The sequence below is a fragment of the Halobacillus litoralis genome, assembly GCF_020171725.1.
In the GTDB taxonomy this organism is placed as follows: domain Bacteria; phylum Bacillota; class Bacilli; order Bacillales; family Halobacillaceae; genus Halobacillus; species Halobacillus litoralis_F.
Genome location: NZ_JAIVAJ010000002.1, coordinates 321,807 through 347,238, shown reverse-complemented (window position 1 = coordinate 347,238; position 25,432 = coordinate 321,807). Strand labels below are relative to the sequence as shown.

The 25,432-nt window shown below is 44.8% G+C and carries 29 protein-coding genes; 2 read left to right on the top strand and 27 right to left on the bottom strand.

What is annotated here, in order from left to right:
- Window positions 1-6 precede the first annotated feature (6 nt).
- Complete coding sequence (locus LCM20_RS06060) at window positions 7-735, top strand: PolC-type DNA polymerase III (protein ID WP_225194530.1); 729 nt, start codon at window positions 7-9, stop codon at window positions 733-735.
- 20 nt (window positions 736-755) lie between these two features.
- Here LCM20_RS06060 and LCM20_RS06055 read toward each other — a convergent pair whose 3' ends face one another.
- Entirely contained in the window at window positions 756-2,105 is a 1,350-nt protein-coding gene (locus tag LCM20_RS06055; protein WP_225194529.1) for an aspartate kinase, read from the bottom strand.
- A 190-nt stretch (window positions 2,106-2,295) separates the two neighbouring features.
- Here LCM20_RS06055 and LCM20_RS06050 point away from each other — a divergent pair, with 190 nt between their 5' ends.
- A complete protein-coding gene (locus tag LCM20_RS06050; RefSeq protein ID WP_225194528.1) occupies window positions 2,296-2,577 on the top strand; it encodes a hypothetical protein in 282 nt (93 codons plus the stop codon).
- 137 nt (window positions 2,578-2,714) lie between these two features.
- Here LCM20_RS06050 and spo0A read toward each other — a convergent pair whose 3' ends face one another.
- The 26 genes from spo0A to aroQ all read right to left on the bottom strand — a co-directional run bounded on the left by spo0A (window position 2,715) and on the right by aroQ (window position 25,429).
- The gene (gene spo0A, locus LCM20_RS06045) at window positions 2,715-3,491 is read right to left on the bottom strand and encodes a sporulation transcription factor Spo0A (protein WP_225194527.1); all 777 of its coding nucleotides are present in this window, start codon (window positions 3,489-3,491) and stop codon (window positions 2,715-2,717) included.
- Between the two features lie 293 nt (window positions 3,492-3,784).
- A complete protein-coding gene (gene spoIVB / locus LCM20_RS06040; RefSeq protein ID WP_225194526.1) occupies window positions 3,785-5,023 on the bottom strand; it encodes a SpoIVB peptidase in 1,239 nt (412 codons plus the stop codon).
- A gap of 218 nt (window positions 5,024-5,241) precedes the next feature.
- The gene (recN, locus tag LCM20_RS06035) at window positions 5,242-6,963 is read right to left on the bottom strand and encodes a DNA repair protein RecN (RefSeq protein ID WP_225194525.1); all 1,722 of its coding nucleotides are present in this window, start codon (window positions 6,961-6,963) and stop codon (window positions 5,242-5,244) included.
- 24 nt (window positions 6,964-6,987) lie between these two features.
- The gene (gene ahrC, locus LCM20_RS06030) at window positions 6,988-7,437 is read right to left on the bottom strand and encodes a transcriptional regulator AhrC/ArgR (RefSeq protein WP_225194524.1); all 450 of its coding nucleotides are present in this window, start codon (window positions 7,435-7,437) and stop codon (window positions 6,988-6,990) included.
- A 121-nt stretch (window positions 7,438-7,558) separates the two neighbouring features.
- Entirely contained in the window at window positions 7,559-8,386 is an 828-nt protein-coding gene (locus tag LCM20_RS06025; protein WP_225194523.1) for a TlyA family RNA methyltransferase, read from the bottom strand.
- A 3-nt stretch (window positions 8,387-8,389) separates the two neighbouring features.
- Entirely contained in the window at window positions 8,390-10,282 is a 1,893-nt protein-coding gene (gene dxs, locus LCM20_RS06020; RefSeq protein WP_225194522.1) for a 1-deoxy-D-xylulose-5-phosphate synthase, read from the bottom strand.
- Between the two features lie 27 nt (window positions 10,283-10,309).
- Window positions 10,310-10,900, bottom strand: a complete 591-nt coding sequence (locus LCM20_RS06015) for a hypothetical protein (protein ID WP_225194521.1) — start codon at window positions 10,898-10,900, stop codon at window positions 10,310-10,312.
- A 697-nt stretch (window positions 10,901-11,597) separates the two neighbouring features.
- Window positions 11,598-12,482 (bottom strand): polyprenyl synthetase family protein, encoded by an 885-nt coding sequence (locus tag LCM20_RS06010; RefSeq protein ID WP_225194520.1) that lies wholly within the window; start codon window positions 12,480-12,482, stop codon window positions 11,598-11,600.
- Window positions 12,479-12,715: an exodeoxyribonuclease VII small subunit gene (locus tag LCM20_RS06005; RefSeq protein WP_225194519.1), complete on the bottom strand. Its 237-nt coding sequence runs from the start codon at window positions 12,713-12,715 to the stop codon at window positions 12,479-12,481. The genes LCM20_RS06010 and LCM20_RS06005 overlap by 4 nt, the downstream gene beginning before the upstream one ends.
- Window positions 12,708-14,057, bottom strand: a complete 1,350-nt coding sequence (xseA, locus tag LCM20_RS06000) for an exodeoxyribonuclease VII large subunit (protein WP_225194518.1) — start codon at window positions 14,055-14,057, stop codon at window positions 12,708-12,710. The genes LCM20_RS06005 and xseA overlap by 8 nt, the downstream gene beginning before the upstream one ends.
- 12 nt (window positions 14,058-14,069) lie before the next feature.
- Complete coding sequence (gene folD / locus LCM20_RS05995; protein WP_225194517.1) at window positions 14,070-14,924, bottom strand: bifunctional methylenetetrahydrofolate dehydrogenase/methenyltetrahydrofolate cyclohydrolase FolD; 855 nt, start codon at window positions 14,922-14,924, stop codon at window positions 14,070-14,072.
- Window positions 14,925-14,948: 24 nt separating this feature from the next.
- A complete protein-coding gene (gene nusB / locus LCM20_RS05990) occupies window positions 14,949-15,326 on the bottom strand; it encodes a transcription antitermination factor NusB (protein WP_225194516.1) in 378 nt (125 codons plus the stop codon).
- Window positions 15,327-15,504: 178 nt separating this feature from the next.
- Complete coding sequence (locus tag LCM20_RS05985) at window positions 15,505-15,906, bottom strand: Asp23/Gls24 family envelope stress response protein (RefSeq protein ID WP_225194515.1); 402 nt, start codon at window positions 15,904-15,906, stop codon at window positions 15,505-15,507.
- A gap of 15 nt (window positions 15,907-15,921) precedes the next feature.
- Window positions 15,922-17,280: an acetyl-CoA carboxylase biotin carboxylase subunit gene (gene accC, locus LCM20_RS05980; RefSeq protein ID WP_225194514.1), complete on the bottom strand. Its 1,359-nt coding sequence runs from the start codon at window positions 17,278-17,280 to the stop codon at window positions 15,922-15,924.
- An 18-nt stretch (window positions 17,281-17,298) separates the two neighbouring features.
- A complete protein-coding gene (gene accB, locus LCM20_RS05975) occupies window positions 17,299-17,790 on the bottom strand; it encodes an acetyl-CoA carboxylase biotin carboxyl carrier protein (protein ID WP_225194513.1) in 492 nt (163 codons plus the stop codon).
- A 206-nt stretch (window positions 17,791-17,996) separates the two neighbouring features.
- Window positions 17,997-18,548: a SpoIIIAH-like family protein gene (locus LCM20_RS05970; protein ID WP_225194512.1), complete on the bottom strand. Its 552-nt coding sequence runs from the start codon at window positions 18,546-18,548 to the stop codon at window positions 17,997-17,999.
- A 14-nt stretch (window positions 18,549-18,562) separates the two neighbouring features.
- Window positions 18,563-19,183: a stage III sporulation protein AG gene (spoIIIAG, locus tag LCM20_RS05965; RefSeq protein WP_225194511.1), complete on the bottom strand. Its 621-nt coding sequence runs from the start codon at window positions 19,181-19,183 to the stop codon at window positions 18,563-18,565.
- Complete coding sequence (gene spoIIIAF, locus LCM20_RS05960) at window positions 19,176-19,778, bottom strand: stage III sporulation protein AF (RefSeq protein WP_225194510.1); 603 nt, start codon at window positions 19,776-19,778, stop codon at window positions 19,176-19,178. Before spoIIIAF ends, spoIIIAG begins: the two co-directional genes overlap by 8 nt.
- Window positions 19,779-19,790: 12 nt before the next feature.
- A complete protein-coding gene (gene spoIIIAE, locus LCM20_RS05955) occupies window positions 19,791-20,954 on the bottom strand; it encodes a stage III sporulation protein AE (RefSeq protein ID WP_225194509.1) in 1,164 nt (387 codons plus the stop codon).
- 17 nt (window positions 20,955-20,971) lie between these two features.
- Window positions 20,972-21,370, bottom strand: a complete 399-nt coding sequence (gene spoIIIAD, locus LCM20_RS05950) for a stage III sporulation protein AD (RefSeq protein ID WP_225194508.1) — start codon at window positions 21,368-21,370, stop codon at window positions 20,972-20,974.
- Window positions 21,371-21,375: 5 nt separating this feature from the next.
- Window positions 21,376-21,582 carry a stage III sporulation protein AC gene (gene spoIIIAC / locus LCM20_RS05945; protein ID WP_225194507.1) on the bottom strand — a complete coding sequence of 69 codons (207 nt, stop codon included), beginning with the start codon at window positions 21,580-21,582 and terminating at the stop codon, window positions 21,376-21,378.
- A gap of 16 nt (window positions 21,583-21,598) precedes the next feature.
- Window positions 21,599-22,108 carry a stage III sporulation protein SpoIIIAB gene (spoIIIAB, locus tag LCM20_RS05940; RefSeq protein ID WP_225194506.1) on the bottom strand — a complete coding sequence of 170 codons (510 nt, stop codon included), beginning with the start codon at window positions 22,106-22,108 and terminating at the stop codon, window positions 21,599-21,601.
- A complete protein-coding gene (gene spoIIIAA / locus LCM20_RS05935) occupies window positions 22,053-23,033 on the bottom strand; it encodes a stage III sporulation protein AA (protein ID WP_225194505.1) in 981 nt (326 codons plus the stop codon). Before spoIIIAA ends, spoIIIAB begins: the two co-directional genes overlap by 56 nt.
- A gap of 301 nt (window positions 23,034-23,334) precedes the next feature.
- The gene (gene efp / locus LCM20_RS05930) at window positions 23,335-23,892 is read right to left on the bottom strand and encodes an elongation factor P (protein ID WP_225194504.1); all 558 of its coding nucleotides are present in this window, start codon (window positions 23,890-23,892) and stop codon (window positions 23,335-23,337) included.
- 21 nt (window positions 23,893-23,913) lie between these two features.
- Window positions 23,914-24,975 (bottom strand): M24 family metallopeptidase, encoded by a 1,062-nt coding sequence (locus LCM20_RS05925; RefSeq protein ID WP_225194503.1) that lies wholly within the window; start codon window positions 24,973-24,975, stop codon window positions 23,914-23,916.
- Window positions 24,968-25,429, bottom strand: coding sequence for a type II 3-dehydroquinate dehydratase (gene aroQ / locus LCM20_RS05920; RefSeq protein WP_225194502.1), 462 nt, complete (start codon window positions 25,427-25,429; stop codon window positions 24,968-24,970). Before aroQ ends, LCM20_RS05925 begins: the two co-directional genes overlap by 8 nt.
- Between the last annotated feature and the right edge of the window lie 3 nt (window positions 25,430-25,432).

Genomic DNA, 25,432 nt, shown 5'->3' with positions numbered 1-25,432 from the left:
CAAATTTTGAAATACATCCTTTTTGAAAAACCGATGTATTATTTTAAAATTAAGCCGTATTTAAAGTGGAATCATTACCAGCGTCTCGAACAACAACTGTCGGACTACACCCGCGATCCAGAGATCGAAAATAAACCTCTTGAAGAGTTAGATTACACAATATTCGACTTGGAAACGACTGGGTTTCTTCCTGAAATTGGACATGAGATCATTTCCATCGGTGCCATCCGCATCAAAGGACTGGATGCGTGTCACCGGAAAACGTTCCACCAGGTGATTCGCCCGATTCGTCCTGTCAACAATCAAACCTTGAGATTAACAGGGCTCTCAAGAGACCGACTGCGGAATGCGAGTCCCTTTATTGACGGATTCCAAAACTTTCTCGATTACAGTGAAGGCTCAGTACTCGTTGCACACCCTGCAAAATTTGACATGCGATTTTTGCAGGCCATGCTGAAAAGGTGGAAACTTCCGCAGTACCAGCCTCCTGTTATCGATTCTCAAGTATTGGCGCAGTGGCTCTTACCCGCCGATAAACACCAGCTCGATCCGTTATTGAAATACTTCGGGATTGAGAAGAGAGACCGGCACCACGCCTTAAACGATGCCATTATGACAGCTGAGTTATTCCGTCAGCTTCTCTACATGACCTTTAATAGGCACGTGGAAACGTTCGGCGAGCTCGAAGAAATTTTAAGGAAGCATAAACAGAAAAAAGCGAAGCAGGACCGATAAGCGTCCCGCTTCGCTTTTTTTCACTCAAAAAACGTCTTATATAGAGATTGCACAGCTGAAGCAAGTCCCTCTGACTTTACGCCAAACATCATGGATACTTCAGAAGACCCCTGGTTAATCATTTCAATGTTGACCCCTGCCTTATGGAATGCAGAAGTAGCGCTGCTTGCAATGCCGACTGTCTGGTTCATCCCTTCCCCGACAATCATGATCATCGCCATATCCCGCTCAATCAAGACCATGTCGACCTGAAGTTCATCTTTAATTCGCCTGACAACCACTTGTTCTTTATCCTTCGGAAGATGGTGATCCCGAATAATGACAGACATATCATCAATTCCCGAAGGAGCATGCTCGAACGAGACGCCCTCATCCTCAAGGATTTGAAGCAATCTGCGCCCGAATCCAATTTCTCGGTTCATTAAGTATTTGCTGACATAAAGGTTCAGGAAACCTTCATCACTAGCGATTCCGACAACATGATCTTCACGCTCAGGCAGCTCGGCAACAATCATCGTGCCAGGCGCAGATGGATTGTTCGTATTTTTAATACAGACCGGTATCTTCTCTTTAAAGGCGGGAATAAGTGCTTCATCATGAAACACACTGAAACCAGCGTAGGAAAGCTCTCGCATTTCCCTGTACGTGAGCGTCGTCATAGGACGCGGGTTATCAACGAGCATTGGATTGACACAAAAAACGGAGTCGACGTCTGTGAAGTTTTCGTATAAATCAGCTTTGACACCCGCCGCAACAATCGACCCTGTAATATCAGAGCCCCCTCTTGAGAACGTTACAAGCTTCTCGTCAGGCGTAAACCCGAAAAACCCGGGTATAACGAGCGTTTCCTCCCTTTCTCTAAGCTGATACAAACGTTCGAAGCTCTCATCCAGCACAAGGGCACCACCCGGCTGATCACGGACGAGAATCCCCGCTTCCTTTGGATTGACATAAGCACCTTTATATCCGAGATGACTCAGATAGGCACTGATAATGAGTGCCGATCCATCCTCCCCACACGACTTCAGGGAATCCATCCCTGTGGAGTCATTCGATCGTATCAGCTCGACCGACTGATCAATTTTATTTTTGACTGTTTCCATGACCGAAGAGTCGATACCCAAATCGGACACGATCCCACCAAAACGTGAGATGATTTGTCGGTAAGCTTCCTGATGATCGATTCCAGCCTGCAAAGATTCTCCGAGCTGAATCAAGAGGTCAGTAACCTTCACGTCTTCTGAAAAGCGTTTTCCGGGCGCCGACACCACAATGACCCTTCGCTCTTCGTCTGATGTAATGATCTTCGTAATTTTTTTAATTTGATCTGCACTTGCTACGGAACTTCCGCCAAATTTTACTACTTTCATCTACAACACCCCATTAACGACCTAAAGTATTTAATAATTAAGAATTGTACCACAATAGTCGGTTGAAGATGAAGGTAAAAAGAATAAAAAAAATAAGAAATTAATAGAAAATTGACATCAGATGACAAATGATGTCATTATTCATGTATAATGATTACAGGTTAACACGTTTAAGAAAGGAGGCTCACCCTTGCTGGTTCGTCGCCGTAACGGCTTCGGAGGATATTCATTTTATCCCTCAGAGTGCGAAATTAATTTAGTATGTACTTTTAAAAGTGATGGTCACCGGTATGTCATCATCCAATATCCTGACCTTCCGTTCTGCTATCGGTTATTCAACCGCATGGGCGTCTTCCTCCTTGAACAACCTCTGCGCCAACTCCTTGACCCCTACATACATGCGATTGATCAAGGTTTCTATGATGACAGACAACTTGCTGAGCATATACATAAATGGATGGAATACAAATAGCAGGGAAAGCGGCATGGCCGCGTTTCCCTGCTATTTTGTTGGAAAAATAAAAAAGCCTCTTATCCCACCAGGAGACAAGAGACTTTTAAACTTAAGCGTACATAAATAAGTCCAGTGAAGTTTTGAATCGTCTATCTTCAGCTTGCTTTGTGTTCAAGTCTCAGACGATCTGCAACCATTGCGATGAATTCTGAGTTCGTCGGTTTTGCTTTCGTGTTGGAAATCGTGTAACCAAACAGTGATGAAATTGCATCAATATTTCCACGGTTCCAAGCCACTTCGATGGCATGACGGATGGCACGCTCTACTCTTGAAGCTGTCGTATTGTACTTCGTTGCAATGTCTGGATAGAGAACTTTCGTAATAGAGCCAAGAAGCTCGAGGTCATTGTACACCATCGTAATCGCTTCACGCAGATACTGATACCCCTTAATGTGTGCTGGTACTCCAACTTCGTGAATGATATGCGTAATGCTTGTATCAAGATCCGGTTTCTTTCTGGAAGACGTGTACGTGCTGCCTAACGCTCTGTTAATCGGATCCCCTGCATGCTTCAGCTGACGGATTTGTTCAGCTAAGTGGTCTAAATCAAACGGTTTCATCATAAAGTAAGAAGCACCTAACTCAACCGCTTTCTTCGTTACTTCTTCCTGACCGAAAGCTGTAAGCATAATGACGTCAGGGTTCGATTCGAATTCCTTCAGTTTAGACAATACAGCCAGTCCATCTAGATGTGGCATGATAATATCTAAAATGAGAACGTCAGGCTTTTTCTCCTCCACCATTTGCAAGCAGTCTTTGCCGTTATAAGAAGCACCTACCACCTCAATGTCCTGAGCACCCTCAAAATATTCCTCAAGAAGCTTAACGAGTTCACGGTTATCATCGGCCAAACAAACTTGAATCTTCTCCATGAAATTTCCTCCTTACGAGAATAGTTCTCTAATCCCTTGTGTTGATATATTCGACAACAGGTAACTTAACCCTTTTTTATTATAACAAAAAAATTTCATAATTTGAGATTATCTTCAAAATGCTTAAAAATCCTTTAGAATTCGCACTCATTCGACAGACAGCGACCGCTATTGTCGAATTTTGTCGAATGGATAATATGTACATAGTCGTGTTCAGATCGTCTATTGAAATTGCATAAAAAAACCCGTACAGCGCATTTGTCAATGCTACGTACGGGTTCTTCATGTGCTACTTAGCTTGCCTTCGATGTCTCTTCGTAAATCTCAATCCCAGCTTCCTGCAGCATCCATTCAATGTGAACCCCGTATCCGCTGGTCGGATCATTTACAAACACGTGCGTCACCGCTCCGATGATTTTTCCGTTTTGAATAATCGGACTCCCACTCATCCCTTGAACGATTCCACCGGTTTCGTTCAACAATTCTTCATCTGTAACCTTCAGGATCATGCCTTTTGTCACGGCACTTTTCTTCGGCATATTGTTTACAATTTCGATATCATAAGCCTGAAGCTTGTCTCCTTCAAGCACGGTTAAAATCTGTGCAGGTCCTTCTTCGACCTGGTCAGAATACCCGACAGGAAGCCCTTCTGGAAATTGGTCGTTCGCCATATCACGATCAAGCTCTCCAAAAATTCCATATGGTGTATTCTTCGTAATGGTACCGAGACGATCTTCTTTCATTGAGAAGCGTGCTTTTTTCTCTCCAGGAACGCCTTGGCTGCCTTTTTCAATGGACGTCACATGAGATTCGACAATAGTGCCTTCATGAATTTGAATCGGTTTCTTTGTATCCATATCTGAAATGACATGACCAAGTGCCCCGTATTTCTCACTCTCTGGATGATAAAACGTCATCGTTCCAATCCCAGCAGCTGAGTCACGTACATATAGACCTACTTGAAATTCCGCGTCTTGCTCGTTGAATGCGGGCTTCAGTGACGTCTCTAATTCCTTACCGTCTCTTTGAAGCGTCAGCTGTATTGTTTCTCCCGCCTGACCTGACTCTTTGACTAAAGAAGACAAGTCCTCCATACTATTCAATTCCTGACCATTTCCTTCTAACAAAATGTCACCAACCAGCACATCAGCTTTCTCCCCTGGAGATACACTTTGATCCCCTTTTTCTGTGACAAGATGGTGCCCTACGACGAGTACCCCTTTCGTATGCAGCTCAACACCTACAGATTGACCGCCTGGAATCAGACGGATATCCTTCATGGCTTGAACCTGTGTTTTCTTTAAAGGGACGCCCGCCACTTCATAAAATATCTGATGATCATTGCTCGAAGAAAAAGCTGTCAAAGCTTCATTCGAGCTGTCTTTGAAGACAGGCTGTGCGTCTTCTGAAGCCATCACCTTCACTTCATCAGGGATGGACAAATATTTTTGAACCGGGCTTAGAAAAGGTAAAGCGAGCATGAACAGCAGGAGAATCGAACCACATATATAGTTAAATGTTCTCTGTTGCATCAAAGGTTCTCACTCCTCAATCATCCAATGCCAACTTAATTGGCTTACTACTAATGTGGTCTTCAAGCCCTCATTTTAAACGAGCATAATCTGCGTAAAAATAGTACGCTTTCCCACCACATGAAACAACAACCAAGAATAATAAGACCGTGTTATCTGCATATTCTTTCGCACTTCAACAAAAAATAAACGCAGGAAAAATTCCCACGTTTACGTTTTTATTTTTTATGTTTTTCGGCCATTTGAAGTAGTTCCCTGGCATGCTCAAGCGTTGTTTGAGTGATTTCAGCACCTGTTATCATTCTGGATAATTCGTCGGTTTTCTCGCTGTCTTCTAGCTCGATGACACGCGTATAGGTGCGGTCATTATCGACCTGCTTTTCGATTCTTATATGTGTATCGGCCATTGCTGCTACTTGAGGAAGGTGTGAAATACAAAGCACTTGGGAACCTACGGAAATCCCGTGAATTTTCTCAGCAATGGATTGAGCGACTCGCCCGCTTACACCTGTATCAACTTCGTCGAAAATGACGCTCGTAACGCCTTGATGACGAGAGAAGATTCTTTTTAAAGCAAGCATGATTCGTGACATTTCGCCTCCAGATGCAACCTTATGTATTTCTTTAAGAGGTTCACCCGGATTCGTCGTAATAAGGAATTTAACAAGGTCAATGCCTGTCGGGAGCAGTTGTACGTGCTTTCCATCAAGCTTGGGGTCACTTTCTTTCCCCTCTTTCATCTGAATATCGACAGCAAAGGAAGCTTTCTCTAAGTAAAGGTCTTGGAGTTCTTCATGGATTGACTTTGAGAGTTCCTCAGAAGATTGAACACGTAAATCATGGATGTTCTTCGCTTCTAACACCGCATCCTGCCCGATTTCATAAATCTGGTTCTCCAACTTCGACAAATGAGAATCCTTATTCTTAATTTCATCGATCTCTTCTTCAATTTTAGAAGCATATTCCATCATTTCTTCTACCGAAACACCGTACTTCTTTTTCAGGCGGTTCAGTTCATTCAGTCGAGATTCAATTTGATTCAACCGTTCAGGATCGAATTCCAAATCGGCCATTTGACTGCTCAGCTGGAACGTTAATTCTTCCATGATATAGTAAGAATTCGAAAGCTCTTCTGCAATCTTACCCATTTTCTCATCAAAATCTGCAATGCTTTCCATTGAACTCATCGCATGTCCTAACCAGTCCAGACCCTTCTGCTCACCGTATAAGGAATTGTAGGCGTCGTGGATCCCTTGGTAAATCTTTTCATAATTATTCAATTTGGTCCGTTCTTCGCTTAACTCTTCATCTTCGTTCGGCACGAGCTCCGCTTCCTGCAACTCGTTTAATTGAAACTCTAAAAGGTCAAGACGTTGAGCCATTTCCTGCTCATTCTCACTTAGTTCTTTGTAGCGCTTCACGATAGCGCGGTATTGATCATAGGAATCACGATATTCCTGTTGGGATTTTTGAAGTTCTTTATTTGAAAACAGATCCAACAGCTCTATGTGACGATCCGGGTCCATAAGCGACTGTGTTTCATGTTGGCTGTGAATGTCGATCAGCGTATGTCCAAATTCACGGAGTATCCCAAGCGTCACGAGTTTTCCGTTTACACGGCAGATACTTTTGCCTTGATGGGTAATCGTCCTCTGTAGAACGACCATTCCATCCTCCTCAATTTCAACACCGAACTCCTGGCCTTTCTCATAAATCGGATGGTCGGCATCAATGGTAAATAACCCTTCGATTTCTGCTTTCTTTGTTCCGTGACGGACGAATTCGACCGACCCTCTTCCACCAGAGAGCAGTTGAATCGCATCAATAATAATCGACTTCCCGGCACCTGTTTCACCTGTAAGCACCGTCAAGCCTTCTTTAAAGTTCACTGAAACATGTTCAATGATAGCAAAATCACGAATAGATAATTCAGTAAGCATGAAACGATCCACCTCAGTTTAAATTTATAGCATATTTAATAGTTGATCACTTATGGTTTGAGTCTGTTCCTCACTACGGCAAATGATGAGACATGTATCGTCTCCACAAATCGTTCCCATGATCTCTTCCCACTCCAGGTTATCAATCAAAGCTCCAACAGCATTCGCATTACCGGGAAGCGTTTTTAAGATGATAAAGTGACCCGCACGATCGATACTGACGAAAGCATCCATCATAAGTCGCTTCAACTTTTCAAAAGGATTAAAGCGCTGATCTGCAGGGAGGCTGTATTTGTATCGTCCATCCATCATCGGCACTTTCACTAAGTGAAGTTCCTTGATGTCCCTCGATACAGTAGCCTGTGTGACGTTATAGCCCATCCCTTTGAGACGATCGACAAGCTCATCTTGTGTTTCGATATCATCATTTGTAATAAGCTCTCTAATTTTGATGTGTCGTTGTCCTTTATTCATGACCTTCCTCCATTTCAAGGATGCAAAACCTATTCTTACTCCTAACACTCTAAAGATGTCGCGACTAAGAGAAAGCATGTATTCCCTTTATCATAAGAAAAGGGCTGTATCAGCCCCTATCCTACTCTGTCTTTTTTTTATGAGTCGCATGCGCTTCCTGCACAACCGCCTCAATATCGACTTCCTCTGATATCATTCCCTCTTTTTCGCCTGAATTACGTAAATGTACGAGGAACTCAATGTTGCCATCCCCTCCAGTAATAGGAGAGAAGGTCAGCGCCTCTACAGAGAACCCCTGCTCGACAGCGAATCTGAGGATGTTTTGACATACTTCTTCGTGAATCACAGGGTTTTTAATGATTCCTTTCTTACCAACCTGTTCCCGTCCGGCTTCAAACTGCGGTTTTATAAGGGCAGCTACCTCTCCTCCAACTGTAAGGAGACTTTTCAAAACGGGCAGGATCAATTTTAAAGAAATGAACGAAACGTCAATGGAAGCAAAAGAAGGAAGTCCTTGCGTCAGATCTTCTTTCGTCACATACCGGAAGTTTGTTCGCTCCATCACGACGACCTGCGGATGGTTTCTCAATTTCCAATCCAACTGATTATAGCCGACGTCTACAGCATAACTAAGCGCTGCACCATTCTGCAGGGCACAGTCAGTGAATCCACCAGTAGATGAACCGATATCAATCATAATTTTGTCTTTCACGTTGAGATCGAATTCATTCAAGGCTTTCTCAAGCTTCAAGCCTCCTCGACTCACGTAAGGGACAGCCTTTCCCTTCACGGTAATCGGAAGATCTTCTTCGACTTTGAGCCCGGGCTTATCTAATCTGGTCTGTTCAGAGAAGACAAGACCGGCCATAATCGTCCGTTTCGCTTTTTCTCTTGTTTCGATATATCCTTTTTCAACCAATAATACATCTAATCGTACTTTTTTACTCATATGTCAAGCCCTTTGCTGTTTACTTGGTATCATCTCTTTTACATTCGAGACAATATTGTCAGAAGTCAAACCGATCTCTTCCCACAGTTTCGAAACACTGCCGTGCTCGATAAAACGATCCGGCACGCCCATACGTTTCACCCACTGCGACGTGTAATGATGTTCTTCTGCAAACTCCAGAATACTTGAGCCAAATCCTCCGAGGAGAACTCCTTCTTCTACTGTCAAGATCGGCAATTCGCTCTTCATAATATCGTGAAGCATCGCATCATCAAGCGGTTTGATGAAACGTGCATTCACAACCCTTACGGAACGACCCTCTTGTTCAAGTTGTTTACTTGCTTCAAGCGCCATATCGATCGTCGTTCCGAAGGTGAGAATGACTCCGTCCGTCCCTTCCTTCAGAACTTCCCAGCTTCCTAATGGAATGGTCTTAAGCGTTTTGTCCATCTCGACACCTTTACCGTTTCCTCGAGGATAACGAATTGCTATCGGTCCATCATCGTATTCAACAGCTGTGTGCACAAGATGCTGTGCCTCATTCTCGTCTTTCGGCATCGTAATCACCATGTTCGGAACTGACCTCATAAAGGCAATATCGAAAACGCCCTGGTGGGTTTCTCCATCTGCCCCTACAAGTCCTGCGCGGTCAATCCCGAATATGACATTCAGATTCTGACGCGCCACATCATGAATTACTTGATCGTATCCACGCTGAAGGAATGTTGAGTAAATGGCAAGGAATGGTTTCATATTTTGTGTAGCCAGTCCAGCAGCTACCGTCGTAGCATGCTGCTCGGCGATTCCGACGTCGTACAGACGGTCCGGGAACTCTTCACCGAATTTGTCCAGTTTAGAGCCGAGGATCATAGCTGGGGTAATGGCAACGATGCGGTTATCGGTTCTTGCTTCATGTGATAAAGCGTCACTGATGACTTGACTCCATGCAGGCGGGGCATTAACCGGTTTAATTTTCTCACCAGACTCAATCTTATAAGGACCCACACCATGCCACTTGTCTTTAACGTCCGTTTCAGCAGGGTGATAACCTTTCCCTTTCTGCGTCATGACATGCACAATAACTGGTCCGTTCGTCTTCTGTGCGTAGTTTAAATTCTCAATCAGGTCGTTGAAGTCGTGTCCATCAACAGGACCGTAATACGTGAACCCAAACTCTTCAAAGAACATCCCAGGTACGACAAAATATTTCATGCTGTCCTTCAGACGTTCTGCTGCTTTAGCAAGGTGTCCTCCTACCGCAGGGACTTTCTTCAACAGCCATTCTAAATCTTCTTTTGCTCGGTTATATTTACCTGCGCTTCGCATTCTGCCTAGTGCTCCGTGAAGAGCTCCAACGTTTTTAGCGATCGACATTTCGTTGTCATTAAGGATAACGGTTACATTTTTTTTCTCATGTCCGATGTGGTTCAAAGCTTCCAGAGCCATTCCACCAGTCAAGGCTCCATCACCAATGATGGGAAGGATCGAATGGTCTTCATTCTTCAAATCCCTTGCAATCGCCATGCCCATTGCACCAGATAGAGAGGTGGAGCTGTGACCGGTTTCCCAGATATCATGCTCACTTTCATTCCGCTTCGGAAAACCGCATAATCCTTTATATTGTCTCAGCGTGTCAAACTGATCCGCTCTACCCGTAAGGATTTTGTGAATGTATGATTGGTGTCCGACATCCCACAAGAAGCGGTCTTTCGGACTTTCATACACTTTATGAAGCGCCAGTGTTAATTCGACGACGCCTAGATTAGCTCCTAAGTGACCACCCGTATCCGCCAAGTTCGTAATTAAGAACTGACGAATTTCTTCCGCTAGTACCTCTAGTTCGTTTGTTGACAATTCCTTCAAAAAAGAAGGGTTTTGAATTTTGTTCAGATCCATCAAAGGACCCCCTTATCATGATCTATATTATTTTTTGGAGGATGTTGATTTAGGCAGTACCGTGATCTTAAGTCTGGATTCCATCCAGGAAATCAACCGCGCGGCAAGAAAGATGATTCTCGTCGATGAATTAATCGCCAGGAACTTCCCGAGCGCCTTACCTCCTACAGTGAGAGCAGCCACTATGCTCGTCAGGATTACGGATATCGTAATTTGAACGGTGGAACCTTCAGTATAGCCGATAGATCCAGCCAATTGAAGGACGACCATACCCGAGGCAGTACCACTCACTATACCAGATATATCCCCTATTACATCATTACAAAAACTAGCGAATCGATCGGCGTTTCTCACGATGAGGATGGCTTCCTTAGCTCCAGCCACCTTCTCCGATGCCATGGCATGAAACGGCGTCTCCTCTGCAGCAGTAGCCGCTATTCCCAGCATATCGAAAAACACACCAATAAATACGATGATAAACACGATGATGAGTCCGATAATCCATACTACTCCGCTTAACACCGAGTTGGAAACGACTGAAAAAATAGCCGCTAACACAAATGTGATAACGGCAATACTTATACTGAATTTGACTGATTTTTTAAATTTATCATTCATGGTAAACCTCTGCTGTTCATTAATTTTAGTATGTAACGAAAGGAATGGTCATCATTCAGGTAAAAATTGCGGCTTAGGTCTAGTAGGTTTTCCCAATCGAGTACCGAGTGTCACCACTCTGGCGGTTCCCCATTAAACTCGACTCAGTAACGTTTCCGAATACTGGACTAGATTGCCACTCAGTCCGCACTATAATTCCTGAATCATGTCCTGTACGTGAACAGCCTAGGGGATTTCCCCGACAGCCTTTGACCGTTCCTTAGCCTCTTTTGCAGTTCTGATTTCATATAGTTAACACATCCCGAAACTGGTGGCCATCCAGTTTTTTGATGCTGACATACTATAATCCCCTCATGACCACTCAAGGCAGGCTACGCTGCGCATAAAGATTTTACTCCTTATGCTGCAGGTTCATACCCCATTTCATAAAGATTTCTAGCTTAGAAACCTTTACAAAGATGGGCCTCCGCGGAAGCAGGGTCAACGCCCACATGCCTTTGTGGATCGCCCTGCGACCTTAACTCCCAGCATCGACCCAAGGCTGGGCGCCTCAAGCCAACACAAGGAACTTCATCGATGTGCCCTTTGGCGGATTTTTAGGCCCGCCTTCAGGAACGGAGGACCGACTAGGATACTGCACCATTCCTTTTCTAAACCTAATATACCACAATATGAAGAGTCGCTCAATCAAAATCCATCAGTGGTCACGACTGCTCAAATGGTCGATTAATTCAGACAGCCATGAATCGTTCACACCTGCCTGCTCCAAAGCCTCTACTGCTGTTTGAACGAGACGATTCTTCTGCTCTTTTGCACCGTCAAGACCAAGAAGCTTGGGATACGTACTTTTATGATTGCCTTCATCGCTTCCGACCGGTTTACCGATTTTGTCTGCGTCACCGGTAACATCCAAAATGTCATCTTGAATTTGGAAAATCAGTCCTAGCGCTTGTCCCATGTGCTTCATTTGGTCCATTTCAAAATCAGTTGCCTCACCGAGGTAAGCTCCTGCCATGACAGCAAAGTTCAGAAGCTGGCCGGTTTTGTTTTTGTGGATATACTCAAGCTCCTCAAGCGAGACACTTCGGTTTTCACTTTCCATATCCTTCATCTGGCCTTCCACCATGCCGCGTGCACCGCTTGCTTTAGACAGCTCGCGAACGAGGAAGACTTTTTGTTCATCAGTCAACTTCTCGTTGTCTGTAATTACTTGAGAACTGAGTGTCAGAAGCGCATCCCCCGCAAGGATGGCAGTAGCCTCATCGAATTTCTTATGACTCGTCGGCATCCCTCTGCGGATATCATCGTTATCCATAGCGGGAAGGTCATCATGAATAAGGGAATACGTATGAATCATCTCTAAACCAGAAGCGACGGCAAGTGTCTTCACTTCTTCGACACCGAACGCTTCAGCGGTAGCCATGAGAAGGATAGGACGCAGCCTTTTCCCTCCGGCCTCAATGGAATAGAGCATAGCATCCTGCAGCCTGCCTGGATAGGAATAATCTCTGACATAGTTTTCGAGCTGTTCATTGACTAATTGACGTTTTTCAGATAAATACGACTGAAGATTCACCTTCATTCGTCCTCCTGGATCGAAAAAGGTTCCAACTCACCGTGCTCATTCATGATCTGCTGCATTTGCTTTTCAACATTGCCAAGCTTCTCATTGCAGACTTTAGAAAGCTTCATGCCTTCCTGATAATATTGGATCGCTTTCTCAAGCGGTACGTCGCCGGACTCTAGTTTCTCAACAAGCTCTTCTAATTGCTCCATTGCCTGTTCGAAAGTAAGCTCTTGTTTTTGTTCAGCCATGATCTTCCTCCTTCTTGTCCAGTACTTCTACATTCAAATGACCATCTGTCAATTTGACTTCAAGCTGCTGCCCTTTTTTCACTTGGCTCACGCTCTTCACCACTTCACCATGATCAGTAAACGGGATGGCATAGCCACGCTTCATGATCTCGAGGGGGTTGAGAAGACTAAGCTTCTCAATATTATTTCTGAAGCGGTCTTTTTTACGGTCAACGATTTGCTGGAAGTTCCCGGTGATCTGCTTCGTCCGTTGATTCAACTTCTCCCTGTTTTCCTGCACTTTCGTGTCAGGACGCTGTTGAGTCAACCGCTTCTCAAGATAAGTCCACCGATCCGAAGTTTGTTGGAGGCGGTCCCTCATCTTGCGAGTCAATTGCTCTAACGTACGGTCTAAATCCTGTTCCTTCTGCCTCATCAGCTGTTCTGGATACTTGAAGGCATAAGACTTCTGAATGCGTTGAAGCTGTTGTTTTCTTTCTTTTTGACTCACTTCCATTGCACGATTCAACCGTTGCCTAAGGGATTTCGCCTGTTCTCTCAATTCGAGAATGGACGGGACGGCGAGTTCAGCTGCACCTGTCGGCGTAGCAGCCCTCACATCCGCAACAAAGTCGCTGATTGTTGTGTCGGTCTCATGCCCGACAGCGGAGATAATCGGAATGTTGGATTCTGAAATGGCTCTCGCCACTAATTCCTCATTAAAGCCCCATAAATCCTCAATCGAACCTCCACCTCGTCCGACGATCAACACATCACAATCCATGTGTTCATTCGCATATTTAATAGCATTTGAAACGGATTTGGCTGTACGCTCTCCTTGGACCATAACAGGAAGAACGGTGACCGGGACGATCGGATAGCGTCGATGAATAGTTGTCATAATGTCCCGAACCGCTGCACCCGTAGGAGAGGTGATCACCCCTATGTGCTTCGGATATGTAGGGATCGGCTTTTTTCGATCAACAGAAAAAAGCCCTTCTTTCTCCAACTTCTCCTTCAACTGCTCAAATGCCATATAGAGGGCCCCGATCCCGTCAGGCTGCATTTCTTTAATGTACAGCTGATACTGCCCCATCGGTTCGTACACATTGATTTCGCCTTTGATCAAGACATTCATTCCGTTTTCAGGATTGAATTTCAAGCTGCGGTTCTGTCCTGCAAACATCACAGCTTGAATTCTTGCCTTCTCATCTTTCAAAGAGAGGTACATATGACCTCTGCTATGGTGTTTGAAGTTGGATATTTCCCCTCTGAGCCACACCGTCTTTAAATGAGGGTCACCAGACAGTTTACGTTTTATATACTTTGTCAAAGCCGTTACAGTTAGGTACTGATCGTTCACAGAAAAAACTCCTTATTGAGCATTGTGAATTTGTTTAGCTGCTTTGATTGTATTATGAAGCAGCATCGTAATGGTCATCGGACCGACACCCTTTGGTACAGGTGTGATGTGGGAAGCAACCTGTTTCGCGGACTCGAACTCCACATCTCCAGTCAATTTACCATCTACTCGGTTCACACCTACATCAATGACAACTGCGCCTTCTTTGACATCGTCGCCTGATAGTAGGTCGGCTTTACCCGCTGCTACAATTAAAATATCCGCCTGCTTAGTATGCGAGCGTAAATCCTTTGTACGAGAGTGGCAGTGTGTCACTGTAGCATTCTCATTCAGAAGAAGCTGTCCGACAGGCTTACCGACCAAGTTACTTCTGCCTACAATAACGACATTCGCTCCCTCAAGCTCTATATTCGCTCGTTTCAGCATGACCAAAATGCCGTACGGGGTACACGGATAAAATGTATCTTGTCCAGTCAGCATCTTCCCTACGTTAATCGGGTGGAACCCGTCTACATCTTTCTTAGGAGAAATCGCTTCAATGACAGCCTGATCATCAATATGATCCGGTACAGGCAGTTGAACTAAAATGCCGTGAACGTGGTTGTCCTCATTCAGTTTGTGAATCAACTGAAGCAGTTCTTCCTGCGTTGTACTCTCCGGCAGCTCGATCAAATCGGATTCCATACCAATTTTGGCTGATGCCTTCTGCTTTCCTTTTACATAGGACATCGATGCCGGGTCCTCCCCAAGGATTACGACAACCAGCTTCGGGTGGATGTTGCGCGTCCCGAGTTCTGCTACTTCCTGCTTCATTTCTTCCCTTAACTCTTCTGCTAATACATTTCCGTAAATTACTTCCGCCGACATATCCGTTCCTCCTCAAAAAGATGATTAAAGCATTTTAGATAAAACACCGTTAACAAACTTACCTGAATCCTCTTCACCGAAGATCTTAGCAAGCTCTACCGCTTCGTTAATCGCTACCTGATTTGGCACTTCTTCATTGTGCTTCATCTCATAAGCTGCGATGCGAAGTGCTGTTTTTTCGACTTTTGGCAGACGGTCAAACGTCCAGTTCTCCAAGTGTGCGGCAATCCATTCGTCCAATTCAGAACGATGTTCCGTCACTCCGTGCACAAGATCATCTAGAAAGCTGTCAACCGTCGGATCTTCAACGACATGCTGGATCGCCTCGTCTATATCAATTTCGTTCGTGTTCATTTGAAAAAGCGCCTGAAAGGCTTTTTCTCTGGCTGTACGTCGTTTCATGATCATTCTCCTTTAAATAATATCCGTTAGAATAATACCATTTTAGCTTAATAAAAGCCATTGAACAAAGGAAGTATCGTAAATAATTGAACGAGCTTCCTTTATCCACCCCAAACTCAAGGGTGAGAAAGCAATGAAAAAAGTCAGAAAGGGAAGCTCCCTCTCTGACTTGTAGCGTTTACATTTCTTCTTCAACCTCAATTTCTTCTTTCGCTTCCATCTGAATGCCTACAACGTGAACATTGATTTCTTTAATTTCAAGAGCTGTCATGTTCTTCAAGGCCTGTCTCGTATTGTCCTGAATCTTCTGAGCGGTATCGGGAATGGAAATTCCGTAATCCATCACGACATACGCTTCGATTAGGATCCCTTCTTCTGTAAGCTCTACCTTGACGCCTTTACCATGGTTTTTCTTACCGAGGCGTTCCACAACTCCAGAAGCGAAGTTTCCACGCATAGACGCAACACCAGCAACTTCTGATACGGCAATTCCTGCAATAACTTCGATGACTTCCGGTGCAATCTCGATATTACCAAGTGTTGATCCAGCTGTTACATTCAACAGTTGCTTTTCACTCATCATGACCACCCCTTATTAGGATTCATCTTTCATTATAGTATATTTATCTAGAAACTTCGTATTAAAGTCTCCTCCAACAAAAACTTCGTGTTCCATCATGCGTTGGTGGAATGGAATCGTTGTATGAACGCCTTCCACGACGAATTCGTCTAGTGCGCGTCTCATACGGCTGATCGCTTCGTCACGATCTTTTCCGTAAGTGATCAACTTCGCTACCATGGAGTCGTAATAAGGTGGAATCATATAGCCCGGGTAAGCTGCAGAGTCTACTCGTACGCCGAGTCCCCCCGGTGGAAGATACATATCAATCTTTCCAGCTGAAGGCATGAAGTTCTTAAACGGGTCTTCTGCATTGATCCGACACTCGATGGACCAGCCTTCAAACGTGATTTCTTCCTGAGTGAAGGATAGCTTTTCGTTATTTGCGATGAGAAGCATTTCCTTGATCAAATCAACGCCTGTCACCATTTCAGTTACAGGGTGTTCTACTTGAATGCGCGTGTTCATCTCCATGAAGTAGAAGGAATTTTCTTTTTGATCGAAAATGAATTCCACTGTACCTGCACCAGAGTAATCAACAGCTAGCGCAGCCTTCACAGCTGCATCCCCCATTTTTTCACGCATGGCAGGGTCGATCGCTGGAGAAGGAGTTTCTTCGATCAGCTTCTGCAAGCGGCGCTGGATGGAACAGTCACGCTCACCGAGATGGACGGCGTTTCCGTGATTATCAGCGAGCACCTGGATTTCGACGTGACGGAAGTCCTCAATGAACTTCTCGATGTAAACACCAGGATTACCGAAGGCAGTTTCCGCCTCTTGCTGAGTCATACGGATACCTTTACGAAGGTCGTCCTCATCACGGGCAACGCGGATGCCTTTTCCCCCGCCTCCTGCTGTTGCTTTAATGATGACCGGGTATCCAATTTCTTCAGCAATGCGGATTCCATCTTCCTCGCTTTCAATGATGCCTGTGGAACCAGGTACGACAGGAACCCCGGCTTCACGCATCGTTTCGCGAGCGACGTCCTTCGTTCCCATTTTCTGAATCGCATAAGCAGATGGACCAATAAACGTGATGTTACATTCCTCGCACATTTCAGCGAACTCTGCGTTCTCAGAGAGAAAGCCATATCCTGGATGAATGGCATTTGTCTCAGTCAGCGTAGCCAGACTTAGAATATTCGTATAATTCAAGTAGCTGTCCTTACTCAGCTTCGGACCAACACAGTATGCTTCGTCCGCTATTTGAACGTGAAGCGCTTCTTTATCTGCTTCTGAATAAATAGCTACTGTTTCAATTCCCATCTCTTTACATGCACGAATGACTCGTACGGCGATTTCGCCTCGATTGGCAATCAATACTTTCTTAATCATTCTATTCATCACCTTCCGTTATTTAGATTTCACGCGGAATAACGGTTGGCCATACTCTACTAATTCGCCGTCTTCTACAAGAATTTCTACAATCTCGCCCGATACTTCCGCTTCGATTTCGTTGAAGAGTTTCATCGCTTCTACAATACAAACGACACTATCTTCCTTCACTTGATCTCCCTCTTTGACATATACAGGCTGATCCGGTGATGGAGAGGCATAGAATGTCCCTACCATAGGTGACGTGATCTCTTTATCGTAATCAGACGCCGCCTCTTTCTGCTGTGTTTCTTGCGTTTGTGCTTTTGCTTCTTCTTGGGCAGGGGCCGGCGCCGGTTGAGGAGCTGCTTGTGGCTTGGCAGGTTGAGCTACCTGTACAGGCTCTGTCACCACTTGTCCATTATTCTTCTTGATGGAAACTTTCGCTCCCTCTGTTTCATACTTGAATTCGTCAATGTTTGACTCATCGATTAATTTGATGATTTCTCGGATTTCTTGCACCTTTAACATCTCTGGCACTCCTTTATGTAAATTTCTTTTTTATAACTGGTACTAATAACTCCTGATAACATTTTACGATAGATGAACCAGACCTGCAACTTCCCGTTTGAAAGCGCTGTTAGTTTCTTCAAATTATGCGAATTTCCTACATTGTTCCCGTTCAGACGTTTTTCACGCAAAAAACCCTCTGACTGCTTTCAGTCAGAGGGTTCTTTTCAGCTTGCTGGCTGGAACTGGACTTGTACGGTCTTCTCTCCGAATTCATCGGAGACCATCTGGATGATATCGTTTGTTTCCGTTTTGGAAAGCTCACTGGCTTTCACAGATACGTAGATCACATCATCTTCTGCTCTTACAAGAACATCCTCGTAAGAGGCACCAGCACGGATTGTGTTCTCAAGTATGGACTCCTTGGATTGGCGCTCTTTAATCGTCTCCATCCGCTCCAGGGCTTCATTCTTTTCCTGAGCGGTGAAGTCGCTCGAGGTCACGATCTCTGAGAGCTGCTCTTGGAGCTGATCGCGCTTATTCTGCTGTTCTAAGCGGATCGTTGCAAACAATTCCTCTGTGGAGATCTGAGAGATGACGGTATCTTCACCACTTACCTCAACATTCTCTTCTCCTGAGGCCTCATCCGTCATTTCAGACCATTCTTCATCCTGTATGAATGCCATTTCTCCATTATCCGGGGAAGTCATGTAGTACACACTCAGAACAATCAGCAAACTCAACATCGTCAATAACCAAACCGTTTGTTTTTTCACCATAGAAGACACCCTCCTTATTGTTTAGGCAGAACAGACACCCTGTGACTCGGAACATCCAATACTCTTGAAATGGCTTCAACTACCCAGCTTTTCACTTCCATTGAATCGACCCCTTTGGCTGTCACAAAGACACCCCCGACATCCGGTTTCTCGGTCTTCGTCAACAGCGGCACTTCACGGTCGCCTTGTCTCACCAGTACGAGTTGTTGTTCCCTCGAATAATCTTCAATTTCTCTTTCCCCTCCATTCTTATCTGTCTCCATCGTAGTCTGCTTACTTATAATTAAATTTTTGTCATACACCTTTTCATGTGTTGCCGCTAAATTCACCATGATATCCACAGCACTGACTCCATCTATATTCTCAAGAAGAGGCTTCAGCTGCTTCTCATATTCCTCTTCCAATACGGTAATGGAGTCCGTCCTTTCCAGACTTTGAGCAGCAGAGGAGTGATTGGAAGACTGTTCGATATCATCTGGCGGCACGGCTGGCGCTGGATCGGATTGAAACCAATTACTCGTTAAAATGATCAACACGCCGACGAGTCCGAGTCCGATGAAATATTTCGGTTTGTTGATCTTCCGACCCTCTCCCTGAGACAATGGCTGCATCAATTTATTCCACCACTTACTCATCCTCTTCCTCCCAGCGAATTTCAATTTTGTCCTTTTCGAGGCCGACATAATCCGCAACCCACGATTTCACTCGTTCGGTCACTTCCTTGTTTGGATCATCAGGCTTGTCTTCAAATGAAACATCAACCTCTTTCACTTGTTCTGTCGTCATGTCCCGGCTGACGGTAATCATCAGCCTGTCCAGTGTTTCCATGTCATACGTTTCATTCAGGAAGCTCATTTCCACACCTATTAACTGAAGGTCCAGCTCCTCCTTTAGAGGGTTTTCCAGTTCCGCCTGCAGTGACTGAGTCACCTGCTCTAATTTATATGCACCTTGTCCTTCAAGTATTTCACTTTTCTTCTTTTCAATTTCATCTTCTACTAAATCGGCGTTCACCTGTTGATTCATCTGTTCGTCTGCCGCATTCATGATCTCTTCAGGATCAATACTCAGAACATCGAGAAGGGGACCGAGAAAAATCAAAAGAAGTAAGATCGACATGACAAGCCGGGCGTATTTTTTCATCAATCCGGAAGGGAGCAGCGTATCGGCTACCATCGCAAGTAACAGAAATAATACAATTTGGGTGATCCACTCAATAAACCAATTCATATCCTTCTCCCCTTACCTGACCATCATGGTAATATTGCTGGCCGCAACCATAATGACAATGACTAAGAAAAACATCATCGATACCATTAAAAGAGCTGCGAAGATGTACATGATGTGTCGGCTGACAACATCCATGGCCTTGATGACAGGTCCATCTCCGAGCGGTTGAAGAAGCGCTGCTGCCAGCTTGTAAATGATAGCAATTGCAAAAACCTTTATAGCGGGGAAGATCGCAATTCCAAGCAGAATGACCACCCCGGCGAGCCCTAATGTATTTTTCAAGACGAGGGAAGCCCCTAAGATGGTATCGGTCGCATCGGTAAACAACCTTCCGACGACCGGGACAAAATTCCCTGTCACAAAGCGGGCCGTCTTCATCGTCACCCCGTCCTGGACGGCTGTTACCGTACCCTGAACGGAAATGACACCGAGAAATATCGTCAAAAAGACACCCATGACAGCAAGCCCCGTCTTCCTCAACAGCTCTGCCAGCTGATCGACTTTATAAGTCTCATTAAGAGACCCCATAATCAACAACAGAGCAGATGAGGCAAACAGAGGGATAAGAATATATTTGACCAACAGCCCACTGGATTGAACGAGCGCAACAATAATCGGATGGAAAAATGAAATCGACATCAGATGAGTGAAAGAAGCCATGATGCCTAAAAGCAAAGGAAGTAAACCAATCATAAAGCTGCTCATCCGATTGATGGACCCAAGCGTATAATCGATTACCTGCTGAAAGCTCTCAAGTGCAAGAGAGATCAGTACTAAGTAGACGACGAGGTAAGCGATTTTACTGACGGCAGTGTTTTCAAACGAAGACTGCACAGACTGCAGCAGCGTACTGAACAATGTGAGAAGTAATAGGGAGGCAAGCAGCTTCCCATTGACCATCAGTTCCTGGAACAAGAACTTCAGAATCCCTTGGAACCAGTCAGTGGACTGTACTTCCCCGTCATTCTCAACAAATTCCTTAAAACTTCCCAAGTTGTACGAAGGCATGAATTCTCCGTACTCCTCATTGATAAACTGCCAGCTTTCCTCTAATTCTTCCGTTGAAACATGATCCAGTAAGGAAGGCGTGACATCAGTTGAAGGTTCTGCTGCGATAGAAAGCGGAAAACAAAACAAGGATATGATTATCAGGCAAACCATCCATATCTGTTTCATGTAATACCTCGCGATCTTTAGCCTAACTGTCCAGGTATGAAGTTGATAATCGTTTCAATGACGGCTGTAACAATTGGAATCGCCAGCATAAGAATGAATAACTTACCGGCAAGTTCGACCTTGGATGCTAGGGAACCAAGCCCTGCATCCCGGATAAGCTGCGCTCCAAATTCAGCAATGTAAGCAATTCCAATGATTTTCAAAATGGTTTTGAAGTACACTGGTTCTACCTGAGCCTGATCAGCCATGTATGACAGCAGTGTGAAAATGTGTCTGACCTGATCAAGGATCGATAAAAAGATGATGATCACAGTGAAAAGTAAGAGCAAGAATGCGACAGACGCCTTTTGTTCTTTCAGAAGAATAATCAACAAGGCTGCCACTAATCCAAGAGTTACAATCTGTACAATATCCATCTACTCTACCCCTGGTATAAAAACACCGACTTGATTTGCTGAAATAAATCAGCGAGCCGGTAAAGGACGATAAACAATACGATGATGAAGCCTGTCAACGTCACAACTTGAGCGATTTCTTCCTTGCCCATCTGCTTTAAAATACTGTGAATCATCGCAACGATGATGCCTACACCCGCAATTTGAAAAAGAATGGTTGCATCCTGCAGCACAATGCCCCTTCCCCCTTTAAATGATCAATAGTATGACTAACAATCCACTAAGAACACCCATTCCACGGGCCATTTTCTGATATTTATCAGCTGCTTCCAGCGCTTCATGCAATTCACGATCCAAGTGGTGAATCGCCAACTGGATGTGCTTCTGTTGTTGTTCGAGATCATGTTGACCCAAAGTACGCCCAAACTGGTCGAGGATCTCCCACTCGCTCTTTCCAAGGGCATTCCATCCCCAATGCTTCTTAAGGTGAGAGGACCATAGACTCGAGAAATCATGACAAGGCTCTTCTGTTTCTTCTATTGATTGAAAAAAGTGACAGATGGGCTTCGGAAGGTGTTTAGAAAGGTTCTCACAGACTTCCCACAAGGACGCCTGTCCGTAAACCATTTCTGCCTCAATCATCTGGAGAGCATTTTTCCATTGCCTGATATGCCCCGGCCTTTTTTGGAACCTTGAAGCGATATCAAACCCTGTCCATGTTGTAACGGTTAAAATGATAAGAGCCCCTACCCACTGCACCAGGATCTAACCCCCCTTTGCATTCCGCCATCATTTCCCCACGAGCATTCAAGATTCGAATGGTCCCCGCTTGTCCTGGGCGAATGCGATGTAAGACGATAAATCGTTCAAAGATCTGCTCTCTTACCAATTTCTCAACTGATGGGCGCTTTTTCACCTTCTCCAGACGATCACCGTGCACACTGCAGATGACCTCCACCCCAGTCAATGTGGCTTCATGGATCGCCCTGGCATCCTCTTCACTCCCGATTTCATCTACGATGAGTACCTCAGGTGACATTGATCGAATCATCATCATCATCCCTTCGGCCTTAGGGCAGGCATCCATCACGTCCGTCCTTCGTCCAACATCAAGCTGCGGGACTCCTCTCAAGCTTGCGGCCAGTTCCGATCGCTCATCTACAATGGCTACCTTCGACGCCTGCCGGCCATCTTGCGGAGTACTGATCGACTTAGCCAACCCCCTCAACAGAGTCGTCTTGCCAGAGTGCGGAGGACCAATCAAGAGCGTACTGCACCATCTCCCTTCTTCCATCAGATAAGGGAGAAGCTGCTCGGCTTGTCCAGTTGTAGACCGCGCCACTCGAATATTCATGAACGAAATGTGCTTCAGTGTCTCCACTTCCTCATTAACCGTGTTCGCCTTGCCGGCAAGACCGACTCTGTGTCCTCCTTCCACCGTAATGAAGCCTTCTCTTAATTCGTCTTTAAAACGATAGAGCGAAAATTGACTGATTTGATTGAGCATGTACGTCACATCTTTCGGCTCTACTAATTGACTGCCTAAGGAGCGGTGTTGATGCCGATCCAAGACTTCGATAGGCTGATTCACACGAACCCTCAACTCCTGAACCTTGTTCCAGTCGACCTCCTGCTTCAGACGAAGCTGAAACGGCTCAGGGAACAACCGGATAATCTCTCTCATTCCTTCTAACTCCTTTAACAGGTTTACTTCATATGTATGTCCTCTTTCTCTGCTTATGACTAAATTCAATAGAAAAGAATGAGAGGGAGGGAAACAAATTGATAGAGCGGATAAGCCCAGATAGATGGACTCTATCAATTGCGAAAGACCCCCGAACGAACCTGAAACAATCTGCTCTTTTAAAAAAATTCTAGTTAATCTAGTAATCACGACAAGGCCTTATATGTAAAAGCAAAGGTAAAAGTAGAAACAATACAAAAAAATCCCAGCACATAAAGTGCTGGGATTTTTTTCATGCTATTTACGCACGAGATACGTATTTACCATCCGTTGTGCTGATCAAAAGAACTTCTCCTTCATTAATGAAGAATGGCACTTGTACAATCAAGCCTGTTTCAAGAGTGGCCGGCTTCGTGCCGCCACTTGCTGTATCCCCTTTGATACCAGGCTCTGTTTCGGTAACCTCAAGTTCTACGTTCTTTGGAAGCTCTACGCCAATCGTCTCACTTTGATAAGACTGGATATGAACTTCCATATTTTCCTTCAAGTAGTTCAGCTGCTCTTGAATAACAGCAGTTGGAATCTCAACCTGTTCGTAGGTTTCCATATCCATGAATGCGTGCATATCACCATTTGCATACAAGTATTGCATTTTGCGGTTCTCGATGTGCGCACGTTCCACTTTTTCCCCACCGCGGAATGTTTTCTCTTGAATGTTTCCGTTACGCAGGTTACGCAGTTTAGAGCGTACGAACGCGGCGCCTTTACCCGGCTTTACGTGTTGGAAGTCCATGACCTGCCAAATATCACCTTCCACCTCGATGGTTAAGCCTGTCTTAAAATCGTTTACTGAAATCATAGTGTTTCCTCCTTTAAAAACTTACAGCGTGATGAGTTCTTTCGTAGATTTACTCAAAGAAATGTTCCCATCTTTTGTAATAACGGCGTCATCTTCAATGCGGCAGCCGCCTACTTCTGGAACATAAATGCCTGGTTCGACCGTAACGACCATACCTTCTTCAAGCTTTTTCTCCGAACGGAATGAAAGACCTGGACCTTCGTGGACATCCAGTCCGATGCCGTGTCCCGTGGAGTGGCCGAAGTACTCTCCGTACCCTTTTTCTTTAATATAATCGCGGGTTAATGCGTCAGCTTCAATGCCAGTAATACCTGCCTTTAGTCCTTCCATACCCTTTAATTGAGCTTGTAAGACCGTATCATAAATTTCTTTCAGTTCATCACTGATCTCTCCTACAGCCACTGTACGAGTAATATCGGAACAATACCCTTTATAAACAGCACCGAAGTCAAGTGTTACCAATTCACCAGATTGGATCTCCTTCTCTGAAGCTACACCGTGTGGAAGAGCTGAACGGTAGCCGGACGCCACGATAATATCGAAACTGGATGAGGTCGCCCCCTGCTTTCTCATGAAGAACTCAAGCTCGTTTGAGACATCGATTTCTTTTACGCCTGGCTTTATGTAACCAAGGATATGCTCAAAAGCGTCGTCCGCAATTTTGACAGCGTCTTTTAATATATTAATCTCCTCGTCGGTCTTAATCAAGCGCAATTGTTCAACTATGCCTGCAGTCGGGACTAATTCTGCATCCAGAGCGTCCTTATACTGCTCAAAAGCTGTATATGTAACATGATCCTTCTCGAACGCGATTTTAGAAAGCCCAAGACGCTTCGCCTGGTTTGAGACTTCTTCCGGCATAGGAACTTTGTGAGTCACAATTTCAAAGCCCTCCGCCTGTTCTGCAGCCTGCTCTGTATATCTGAAGTCTGTGATTAGCAGCGCTTCTTCCTTCGTGATAAGAAGTGCCCCTGAGGACCCGGTAAACCCTGACACATAGCGTCTATTCTGCGGGCTCATAATCAATAAGCCGTCTACATGCTTTTCTGTAAGCGATGTTCTTAACTGGTTTAATTTACTCATTTTTATTTCTCCCTTCTTCAATTCTCTCTATTAATCCAAGCGTAGCAAGACGATATCCATCCACCCCGAACCCCACGACTTGACCGTCGCATACAGGGGCTGTAAAGGACTGGTGACGGAACGATTCACGACGGTGAACGTTTGATATATGCACTTCAATAACAGGTGGAGCAATTGCACTGATGGCATCTCGAATGGCAACACTCGTGTGCGTATAGGCGGCAGGGTTCAATATGATTCCCTCTGCCTCTTCTCCCGCTTTTTGAATGCAGTCTACCAAGTCCCCTTCATGATTGGATTGGAAATGAATCACGTCATAGCCTTTTTCTTCTGCAGTGTTTTGAACCAACCTTACAACATCCTCCAAACGAGACTTCCCGTAGGTATCAGGCTCCCTTTTCCCAAGGAGGTTGAGGTTCGGTCCATTCACTAAGTACAATTTTTTGGATGTCATATT

Bases quoted from the DNA above. Each gene is read 5' to 3' on its own strand.
- spoIIIAA (WP_225194505.1), bottom strand. From the start codon at position 23,033: ATGAGAGAGATTATCCGGTTGTTCCCTGAGCCGTTTCAGCTTCGTCTG.
- spo0A (WP_225194527.1), bottom strand. From the start codon at position 3,491: ATGGAGAAGATTCAAGTTTGTTTGGCCGATGATAACCGTGAACTCGTT.
- LCM20_RS06005 (WP_225194519.1), bottom strand. From the start codon at position 12,715: ATGGCTGAACAAAAACAAGAGCTTACTTTCGAACAGGCAATGGAGCAA.
- LCM20_RS05985 (WP_225194515.1), bottom strand. From the start codon at position 15,906: ATGAGTGAAAAGCAACTGTTGAATGTAACAGCTGGATCAACACTTGGT.
- spoIIIAG (WP_225194511.1), bottom strand. From the start codon at position 19,183: ATGAGTAAGTGGTGGAATAAATTGATGCAGCCATTGTCTCAGGGAGAG.
- dxs (WP_225194522.1), bottom strand. From the start codon at position 10,282: ATGGATCTGAACAAAATTCAAAACCCTTCTTTTTTGAAGGAATTGTCA.
- LCM20_RS06010 (WP_225194520.1), bottom strand. From the start codon at position 12,482: ATGAAGGTGAATCTTCAGTCGTATTTATCTGAAAAACGTCAATTAGTC.
- accB (WP_225194513.1), bottom strand. From the start codon at position 17,790: ATGTTAAAGGTGCAAGAAATCCGAGAAATCATCAAATTAATCGATGAG.
- efp (WP_225194504.1), bottom strand. From the start codon at position 23,892: ATGATTTCAGTAAACGATTTTAAGACAGGCTTAACCATCGAGGTGGAA.
- LCM20_RS05925 (WP_225194503.1), bottom strand. From the start codon at position 24,975: ATGAGTAAATTAAACCAGTTAAGAACATCGCTTACAGAAAAGCATGTA.
- accC (WP_225194514.1), bottom strand. From the start codon at position 17,280: ATGATTAAGAAAGTATTGATTGCCAATCGAGGCGAAATCGCCGTACGA.
- spoIIIAD (WP_225194508.1), bottom strand. From the start codon at position 21,370: ATGGATATTGTACAGATTGTAACTCTTGGATTAGTGGCAGCCTTGTTG.
- ahrC (WP_225194524.1), bottom strand. From the start codon at position 7,437: ATGAATAAAGGACAACGACACATCAAAATTAGAGAGCTTATTACAAAT.
- nusB (WP_225194516.1), bottom strand. From the start codon at position 15,326: ATGAAACGACGTACAGCCAGAGAAAAAGCCTTTCAGGCGCTTTTTCAA.
- LCM20_RS05970 (WP_225194512.1), bottom strand. From the start codon at position 18,548: ATGGTGAAAAAACAAACGGTTTGGTTATTGACGATGTTGAGTTTGCTG.
- spoIIIAE (WP_225194509.1), bottom strand. From the start codon at position 20,954: ATGAAACAGATATGGATGGTTTGCCTGATAATCATATCCTTGTTTTGT.
- folD (WP_225194517.1), bottom strand. From the start codon at position 14,924: ATGTCGGCGGAAGTAATTTACGGAAATGTATTAGCAGAAGAGTTAAGG.
- recN (WP_225194525.1), bottom strand. From the start codon at position 6,963: ATGCTTACTGAATTATCTATTCGTGATTTTGCTATCATTGAACATGTT.
- spoIVB (WP_225194526.1), bottom strand. From the start codon at position 5,023: ATGCAACAGAGAACATTTAACTATATATGTGGTTCGATTCTCCTGCTG.
- aroQ (WP_225194502.1), bottom strand. From the start codon at position 25,429: ATGACATCCAAAAAATTGTACTTAGTGAATGGACCGAACCTCAACCTC.
- LCM20_RS06055 (WP_225194529.1), bottom strand. From the start codon at position 2,105: ATGAAAGTAGTAAAATTTGGCGGAAGTTCCGTAGCAAGTGCAGATCAA.
- LCM20_RS06025 (WP_225194523.1), bottom strand. From the start codon at position 8,386: ATGAGTAAAAAAGTACGATTAGATGTATTATTGGTTGAAAAAGGATAT.
- spoIIIAF (WP_225194510.1), bottom strand. From the start codon at position 19,778: ATGAATTGGTTTATTGAGTGGATCACCCAAATTGTATTATTTCTGTTA.
- LCM20_RS06015 (WP_225194521.1), bottom strand. From the start codon at position 10,900: ATGAATGATAAATTTAAAAAATCAGTCAAATTCAGTATAAGTATTGCC.